This window comes from Bradyrhizobium sp. SZCCHNRI20481 (assembly GCF_032485055.1).
Lineage (GTDB): Bacteria > Pseudomonadota > Alphaproteobacteria > Rhizobiales > Xanthobacteraceae > Bradyrhizobium.
In genome coordinates, this window is sequence record NZ_JAUEUE010000019.1 from 167,136 (window position 1) to 175,513 (window position 8,378).

Sequence of the window (8,378 nt, forward strand, 5' to 3'; positions counted from 1 at the left end):
AGCCTGCGTCAGGCCTTGAGGCGAAAACCCATCCGGAACGCGCCCCAATGCCGGCCCTTGATGACAATCGGCGCGGACAGGTCCTTCATCAGCACGAACTGCCCGCCGCCCATGTCGCGGCGGTAGGTCTGGAGCAGAAACGGCTTGTTGCTGGCGGCGGCCACCTTCTTCACCGCGCGGTCGTCGAACAGCCGGCGGTTGCGGCAGTTGGCGTTGTTCCAGACCGGATCGGGCCCCTGCGGCTTGCGGTAGTTCGGATTGTGCGTCGGCAGATAGCCGCCGCGCGCCCAGGCGACGCAGAACACGATGCGCGGGTCGCTGCCCTGGATCGGGTCCTGGATTGCCGGCAGGACGCGGTCGGTGAACTCGACGTAGCGCGTCATGTACTGCTTGGGATTGGTGCCGGGGATCTCGCGATAGCTCTCGTCCATCAGGTCGGCGAGCGTGATCTCGCCGCGGTCGATCGCCCCCTCGAAGGTCGCCGAGATCTGCCGGGCGGTGTCGACGACGGTCCTGATCAGCGGCGCGTCCGTGGTCTGTACGCCGCTCTCGGCGATCAGCCCGATCAGCGCCTCGGAATGATCGAGCAGCTTGGCGATCCGGCTGTCGGCTTGTTTGAGCTCGACCGAGGACTGGTCGACGCCCTTGGCGAGCTCGTTGAGCTCGCTGATCACGGCGTCGCAATGCGCGAGGTTGGAGGTCGCGGCCTTCGCCACGCCGTCGATCTCCTGGCCGACGCTGGTGAAGCCGTCCTGGACGCGGACGATGATGCCGCCGATCTGCTGGGCGCCTTCACCCGCCGTCTTGGCGCGCGACGAGGCCTGGCCGCTCTCGCCGAGCAGGCTCTTCACCTGCGAGTCGAGCCCGCGCAGGGTGTCGCCGATCTGCTGCGTGGCCTGGCGAGTCGCCTCGGCGAGCGACTTCACCTCGCTGGCGACGACAGCGAAGCCCCGGCCGGCGCTGCCGGCACGGGCCGCCTCGATGGTGGCGTTCAGCGCCAGCAGGTTGGTCTGCTTGGCGATCGCCTCGATCGCGACCGAGACCTTGGCGACCTGCGACAGCGCATCGCCGACCGAGCCGAGCCGCTGCTCGATCCGCTCCACGGAGTCGACCAATTCGGCGATGTGCCGCACCGCGGTGTCGACCACGTTGCGCGACTGGGCGATGTCGCCCACTGCGGCGGTCGTGGCCGATTGCACCGCCTGCGAGGCGGTGGCGATGTCGTGATTGGCCGCGACCATGGTCTTGGCGGTGGCCTGCAGATGCCCGAACCGCTGCGACTGGTAGCTGACGCGGGCGGCGACCTCCTGGACGTTGCCGGCGACGTCGGCAAGCTCGACGCCGAGGCCGCCGATGCGGTCGGCGATCTCGTCGATCAGCCGCTCGGCGCCGGTGCGCGCGTCGTGACTTTCCAGAATGGCGCGTTGCGCGACCGACATGTCCAGGCTCCAGGGCTTGAAAGGATCAGAAAATCACCGCTCGACTCACAATTTGTAGGCGGTGCGGAAGCCGCCCCAGTGCCGGCCGCGAACCCGGATCGGCACGTCGATTTCGCGCATCATGACGGTGTTGCCGTTGCCCATGTCGCGCGCGTAGCTCTGGATCAGATAGGGCCGCTGGTTGCGGCCCGCGGCGAGCCCGGCCGGATCGTTGAAGATGCGGCGGTTGCGGCTGTTGGCGGTGTTGAAGGCTGCGTCGCCCGGCCGCTGCGGATGCGAATAGATCCGGTTGTGCACCGGCAGATAGCCGTTGCGATCGATCGCGACGCAGAACGCCATGCGCTGGTCCTTGGCGAGGAAGGCCTCCTGGAACGAAGGCAGCACGCGCTCGGCCCAGTCGAGAATCCGGCTGCGGTGCTGCTGCGGATTGGTGCCGGGGATCTCGACATAGTTGGTATCGAACATGTCCTCGAGCGTGATCTCGCCGCGCGCGACGGCGCTTTCGAACATCCGGTTCAGCTCGGTGCCGGCTTCCATGGCGCGGGTGACGAACTCATTGTTCTCCTCGTGCAGCGCCCAGAGCTTGTCCTCGATCTTCTCGCGCAGCTCGGCATTGGGCGCATCGAACCGCGCCTGGGCGCCGGCCTTCACCTGCTCGGTGACGCGCAGGCGGCACGGGCCGACGTCCTCCAGCACGGCGTCGACCCCCTCGTTCACGGCGAGACGGCTCGCGTCGGGGCCGGTGATCAGCACGCCGTCGTTGGCAATCTCGTAGACCGCGGCCGTGATCGTGCGGGCGCCGGATTTGATCTCGAGCTTGAGATGGCAAGGCAGGCGCTCGCTGCCGCTGCGCACGGGCCGATCGCCCTGGCGCAGCAGCACGGCACAGCGCGCCTTCAGCTTCTGGGCGTACATGGTTACGGCGCGCCCGGCGTTCGTGACGCGCTCGCCATAGCTCTCGGCCTGCTGGGTGGCGCTGCTGATGTCAGCGGCGCTGTCGACCACCGAGGATATGAACTGCGAGGCCTGCGCCGCATTGTTCGACATCTCGCCGGTGGTCTGGTTCTGCTCGGCGACGGCGCCGTTGACGTTGGTGAAGACCGGGCGGATCGCCTCGATCGCCTGGGCGATGCGGTGGACGGCGTCGGCCGAGCCGGCGGCGTCCTTCTGCAGTGCCTCGATCTTGCGGGTGATCTCCTCGGTCGCGTTCTGGGTCTGGACGGCAAGCGCCTTGACCTCGGTCGCCACCACCGCGAAGCCGCGGCCGGCGTCGCCGGCGCGAGCGGCCTCGATGGTCGAGTTGAGCGCGAGCAGGGTTGTCTGGCGCGCGATCTGGGAGATCAGGTTGACGACGTTGCCGATCGCCGCCGAGGACTCGCGCAGGCGGTCGACGTTGGCCCGGGCTTCCGTGGCGGCGGCGCTGGCCTGGTCGGCGAGCTGGCCGCCGTCCTGGACCTGGGCACGGATACCGTGGGCGGACTGGGTCACCTTCTCTGCGGCGTGGGCGAACGTCGCCGCCGTTCCTTGCGCGGCGCTGCTGCGGCCGCTCAGCGAATCGGCGCGCTGGCGAATGTCCGTCAGCGTGCCCGCCGTCGCCTCGGCGCCGCTGGCGACCGCATCGGCGGCGCGCTCGAGCTGGCGAATCATGCCGCCGAGTTCCAGCTCCAGCAGGTCGAGGATGGCCTTGGCCGAATCGGCATCCGACGACGCCGGCGGCTCCGGCGCGGCCACCGGTTTCGGTTCAGCCACCGGATCGGGCGCAGAGGGTCGTCTTGCAAGGAAACCAAACGCCATGGGGCGGCCCCGGTGCGGTGAAAAGGTGCAGAGGGGCGGCATCGTTGCACTTGACTGTGAAGCCGTGGTTAACATTTGGCTTATGGTGCAGGGCAGCCAACCGGCTCTTCGAAGGGGGCGGCCACCCTGAATCCACCTCAAATCTTTGATTTTGACGATTCCCGGCCTATAAGGCCGCGCTTCCCCCACCTGATCCCTACGATTTCAAGAGACCTCGCATGGCCGGCCATTCCCAATTCAAGAACATCATGCATCGCAAGGGCCGGCAGGATGCGATGAAGTCCAAGCTGTTCGGCAAGCTGGCGCGCGAAATCACCGTCGCCGCCAAGCTCGGCACGCCGGACCCGGCGATGAACCCGCGGCTGCGGGCCGCCGTGGTCGCCGCCCGGGCCGAGAACATGCCCAAGGACAACATCGAGCGCGCCATCAAGAAGGCGCTCGGCGGCGAAGGCGACAATTACGACGAGATCCGCTACGAGGGCTATGGCCCGGGCGGCGTCGCCGTCATCGTCGAGGCGCTGACCGACAACCGCAACCGCGCCGCCTCCGACATCCGCTCCTACTTCACCAAATCCGGCGGCAATCTCGGCGAGACCGGCTCGGTGTCGTTCATGTTCGACCGCGTCGGCATCGTCGAATACGACCGCAGCGTCGCCTCGGATGACGCGGTGCTGGACGCCGCCATCGAGGCTGGCGCCGACGACGTGATCTCGGGCGAGGGGGGGCACGAGATCTATGCCTCGCCGGAGAGCCTGCGCGAGGTCGCCAAGAATCTCGAGGCCAAGTTCGGCGAGCCGCGCAAGGCGGCGCTGACCTGGAAGCCGCAGAACACCGTGGCGGTCGACGACGAGACCGCCGAGAAGCTGCTGAAGCTGATGGATCTGCTGAACGAGCACGACGACGTCCAGAACGTCTATGCCAATTTCGAGATCTCGGACGCGCTGATGGCGAAGATGGGCGGTTGACGGACGCTTAACCACGTCGTTCGTCCGTTCCGTTTATGTTTCCATCGGTGTGGCGCAAGGCTATCTCTATCCCATGAAAGCCCAGCCGATTCGCGCAGCCGTCCGTATCATTGGGATCGATCCCGGCCTCCGCCGCACCGGCTGGGGGGTGATCGAGAGCGAGGGCAACCGGCTGATCTATGTCGGTTGCGGCTCGGTGGAGCCGCCCGACGACCTGCCGCTGGCGAGCCGGCTGCTGGCGATCCACGAGGGGCTTTCCGCGGTGCTTGGCCGCTACACCCCGATGGAAGCTGCGGTCGAGCAGACCTTCGTCAACAAGGATGGTGTTGCGACCCTGAAGCTCGGCCAGGCCCGCGGCATCGCCATGCTGGCGCCGGCCATGTTCGGGATTTCGGTGGCCGAATACGCCCCCAACCAGGTCAAGAAGACCGTGGTGGGCGCTGGCCATGCCGACAAGGGCCAGATCGCCGTGATGCTGAAGATCCTGCTGCCCAAGGCCGAGCCGCCGTCGGCGGACGCAGCGGACGCGCTCGCCATCGCCATCACCCACGCCCATCACCGCCAGGGCCAGGCGCTGCGCATGAAGGTGTCCGGGCTATGATCGGCAAGCTCAAGGGGCTGATCGATTCCACCACCGAGGATTTCGTCATCCTCGACGTCGGCGGCGTCGGCTACCAGGTGCACTGCTCGGCGCGGACGTTGCAGGCCTTGCCGTCACCGGGTGAAGCCGCCACATTGTCGATCGAGACCTATGTGCGCGAGGACCAGATCAAGCTGTTCGGTTTTCGCTCGGATGTCGAACGGGAATGGTTTCGCCTTTTGCAGACGGTGCAGGGCGTCGGCGCCAAGGTCGCCCTCGCGGTGCTCGGCACGTTGCCGCCGGCCGATCTCGCCAACGCCATCGCGCTGCGCGACAAGGCGGCGGTGGCGCGCACGCCGGGCGTCGGCCCCAAGGTCGCCGAGCGCATCGTGACCGAGCTGAAGGACAAGGCGCCGGCCTTCGCCGATGTCGATCCCGGCGTGGTCAGGCTGTCTGGTGCGATCGAGGAGCAGCGCGCGCCGCAGCCCATCGCGGATGCCATCTCCGCACTCATCAATCTCGGCTACGGCCAGCCGCAGGCGGCCGCCGCGATCGCGGCAGCATCTCGCGCGGCCGGCGACAAGGCCGAGACCGCGCAACTCATTCGCCTCGGTCTCAAGGAGCTGGCGAAATAGGCTATCGTCGCCCGGCCGGGCGAGCAGAAGGACAATCATTTCCCCCATGGTGAGCAAGAAGGACAAGGAGCTGATCGAGGCGGCGGCGTCAGCGGTGAAGAGCCGCTACCGCAACGACTGGCAGGAGGTCGGCGCGGCCGTGCGCACCCGCGACGGCCGCATCATCACCGGCGTCAACATCGACGCCTATCTCGGCCGCAACGCCGTCTGCGCCGAGGCGATCGCGATCGGCCGCGCCATCACCGAGCACGGCGATCACGGCATCGAGACCATCGTCGCGGTGCGTCATCCCAAGCCGGGTGAGCCGGGCGAGGTCGCCGTGGTCTCGCCCTGCGGCACCTGCCGCGAGCTGATCCATGACTACGATGCCAAGGCGCGCGTCATCGTGCCGTCGAACGGCAAGGGGCCTGCGGCGGTGACGATCGGCGAGCTGCTGCCGAACAAATACAGGCGCGGCAACGAATGAAGCCGCCTGCGCGCATGGTCAGTCCGGAGCGGCGCTCCGACGATGTCGGTGACACCGCGCTGCGTCCGCAGCAGCTCTCCGAGTTCGTCGGCCAGCAGCAGGCGCGTGCCAATCTGTCGATCTTCATCGAGGCGGCGCGCAAGCGCGGCGAGGCGCTCGACCATGTGCTGTTCGTCGGTCCTCCTGGTCTTGGCAAAACCACCTTGGCCCAGATCGTCGCGCGCGAGCTCGGCGTCGGCTTCCGCGCCACATCGGGCCCGGTCATCGCCAAGGCCGGCGATCTGGCGGCGTTGTTGACGAACCTCGAAGAGCGCGACGTGTTGTTCATCGACGAGATCCATCGTCTCAGCCCGGCGGTCGAGGAGGTGCTCTATCCTGCGATGGAGGATTTTCAGCTCGACCTCATCATCGGCGAGGGACCGGCGGCCCGCTCGGTGAAGATCGACTTGTCGAAGTTCACGCTGGTCGGCGCGACGACGCGCGCAGGCCTGCTGACAAATCCGCTGCGTGATCGTTTCGGCATCCCGATCCGGCTGAACTTCTACACGGTCGAGGAGCTGGAGGGCATCGTGACGCGCGGTGCCCGCGTGCTCGGCGTTGGCATGACCGCCGACGGCGCCAACGAGATCGCGCGCCGCGCCCGCGGTACCCCGCGCATCGCCGGCCGGCTCTTGCGCCGGGTGCGTGACTTCGCCTCGGCGGCGAACGCCAGCGCGATCGATCGCGCCATCGCTGATCATGCCTTGAGCGCGCTGGAGGTCGATGCCGCCGGGCTCGATGCAATGGACCGGCGCTATCTCTCGACCATCGCCCTGAACTACGGCGGTGGGCCGGTCGGCGTCGAGACCATGGCGGCGGCGCTGTCGGAGCCGCGCGACGCGATCGAGGACATCATCGAGCCCTATCTGATCCAGTGCGGCTATCTGCAGCGCACGCCGCGCGGCCGGCTGTTGACCTCGCATGCGTTCCGGCATCTCGGCATGGCCGAGCCGAACCGCGATCCCAGCCAGTTCGGCCTGTTCGGCAGTGAGGACGATGCTTAACGAAGCTGCTGACAATCTGCACGGACGCACCCGAAATCGGTTGCAATGATCGAAGAAGGATTGCGTGCGAGGAGTTCGTCCATGCTGTCACGCCGTCGCTTTCTGTCATTCTCAGGCGGTCTTGCCGCGACCGGTTTTTCGACCGCGACCTATGGCGTCGGCGTCGAGCCGCTCCGCCTGGGCGTCACCGACTATCACATCCATCCACGCAACTGGCCGGCTGGGCTAAGACTGAAGATCGCGGCGATCGCCGACATCCACGCTTGCGATCCCTGGATGTCGCTGGCGCATATCGACGGGATCGTCCAGCGGACCAACGCGCTGCAGCCGGATCTGATCGTCCTGCTCGGCGACTACGTCGCCGGCCATCGTCATCACATCGGACGCATCGACGCTTCGGAGTGGGCGCCGGTGCTCGGCGGCCTGAAGGCGCCGCTGGGCGTGCACGCCATCCTTGGCAATCATGATTACTGGGATGATCGAACCGTGCAGCGCGATGGCCGCGGCGCGCCGTATGCCCAGAAGGCGCTCGAGGCCGCCGGCATTCCTGTCTACGAGAACGACGTCGTGCGTCTCGCCAAGAACGGCCATGCCTTCTGGCTCGCCGGCCTCGGCGATCAGCTGGCCTACATGCCGGCCAGGCGCTTCCGGTCCGTGCCGCGGATCGGCATCGATGATCTCGCGAGCACACTGCGCAAGGTGACGGACAGCGCGCCGGTGATCCTGCTGGCGCATGAGCCCGACGTTGCGCTCCGGGTGCCGTCGCGGGTGGCGCTGCAGCTCTCCGGGCATACGCATGGCGGGCAGGTTCGTGTGCTCGGCTGGTCGCCGGCCGTTCCCGCGCGCAATGGCGTCAATCTGGCCTACGGCCACATCCGCACCCAATGCGACGTGATCGTTTCCGGCGGCCTCGGCTGCAGCATCATGCCAGTCCGGATCGGCATGCCGCCGGAGATCGTGCTGGTCACCGTCGGCAGGGAACCCGTCGAGGTGACGTCCTAGCCTGCTCTTGCTAGCCTGCTCTTGCGCTGGCCGTTGAACTGGGCGAAACGATCGCCATTTCCGACGATCGAGGGCTTCCCTTGACCCACCAACATCTCGACGGCGAGATCCGCGACGGCCGCCACCACATGCAGGTGCGGGTCTACTACGAGGACACGGATTTCTCCGGAATCGTCTATCACGCCAACTACCTCCGCTTCATGGAGCGTGGCCGCACCAATCATCTGCGGCTGATGGGCGCCGAGCAGCACGCGCTGTTCGCAGAGGCAGAAAGCGAGATGCCGGGCTTCGCTTTCGTCGTGCGTTCGATGACGCTCGACTTCCTGCGGCCGGCGCGCATGGACGACGTGCTCGACGTCGTCACCTGGCCCGTGGCGGTGAAGGGCGCGTCGATCACGCTGGCGCAGGAGGTCAGGCGCGGCGAGGAGGTGCTCGTCAAGGCCGACGTGAGAGT

The 8,378-nt window shown here is 67.3% G+C and carries 9 protein-coding genes; 7 read left to right on the forward strand and 2 right to left on the reverse strand.

The features are described 5' to 3' along the window. Nucleotides 1–8 precede the first annotated feature (8 nt). Together QX132_RS28030 and QX132_RS28035 are read right to left on the reverse strand one after the other, a co-directional pair. Nucleotides 9–1,439, reverse strand: a complete 1,431-nt coding sequence (locus tag QX132_RS28030; RefSeq protein ID WP_315734386.1) for a methyl-accepting chemotaxis protein — start codon at nt 1,437–1,439, stop codon at nt 9–11. A gap of 45 nt (nt 1,440–1,484) precedes the next feature. After that, complete coding sequence (locus QX132_RS28035) at nt 1,485–3,233, reverse strand: methyl-accepting chemotaxis protein (protein WP_316163381.1); 1,749 nt, start codon at nt 3,231–3,233, stop codon at nt 1,485–1,487. A 218-nt stretch (nt 3,234–3,451) separates the two neighbouring features. Between QX132_RS28035 and QX132_RS28040 the strand changes: the two genes are divergently transcribed. The 7 genes from QX132_RS28040 to ybgC form a co-directional block, all read left to right on the forward strand. Further along, nucleotides 3,452–4,198 (forward strand): YebC/PmpR family DNA-binding transcriptional regulator, encoded by a 747-nt coding sequence (locus QX132_RS28040; protein ID WP_316163382.1) that lies wholly within the window; start codon nt 3,452–3,454, stop codon nt 4,196–4,198. Nucleotides 4,199–4,271: 73 nt separating this feature from the next. Next, complete coding sequence (gene ruvC / locus QX132_RS28045; RefSeq protein ID WP_316163383.1) at nt 4,272–4,799, forward strand: crossover junction endodeoxyribonuclease RuvC; 528 nt, start codon at nt 4,272–4,274, stop codon at nt 4,797–4,799. After that, nucleotides 4,796–5,413, forward strand: coding sequence for a Holliday junction branch migration protein RuvA (gene ruvA, locus QX132_RS28050; protein WP_315775404.1), 618 nt, complete (start codon nt 4,796–4,798; stop codon nt 5,411–5,413). The genes ruvC and ruvA overlap by 4 nt, the downstream gene beginning before the upstream one ends. A gap of 46 nt (nt 5,414–5,459) precedes the next feature. Continuing rightward, the gene (locus tag QX132_RS28055) at nt 5,460–5,879 is read left to right on the forward strand and encodes a cytidine deaminase (protein ID WP_315734375.1); all 420 of its coding nucleotides are present in this window, start codon (nt 5,460–5,462) and stop codon (nt 5,877–5,879) included. Then, nucleotides 5,876–6,922, forward strand: a complete 1,047-nt coding sequence (ruvB, locus tag QX132_RS28060; RefSeq protein ID WP_315753251.1) for a Holliday junction branch migration DNA helicase RuvB — start codon at nt 5,876–5,878, stop codon at nt 6,920–6,922. Before QX132_RS28055 ends, ruvB begins: the two co-directional genes overlap by 4 nt. 81 nt (nt 6,923–7,003) lie before the next feature. After that, the gene (locus QX132_RS28065; RefSeq protein WP_315797015.1) at nt 7,004–7,924 is read left to right on the forward strand and encodes a metallophosphoesterase; all 921 of its coding nucleotides are present in this window, start codon (nt 7,004–7,006) and stop codon (nt 7,922–7,924) included. An 80-nt stretch (nt 7,925–8,004) separates the two neighbouring features. Beyond that, a partial coding sequence (gene ybgC, locus QX132_RS28070; protein WP_316163384.1) for a tol-pal system-associated acyl-CoA thioesterase occupies nt 8,005–8,378 on the forward strand: 374 nt, incomplete at its 3' end.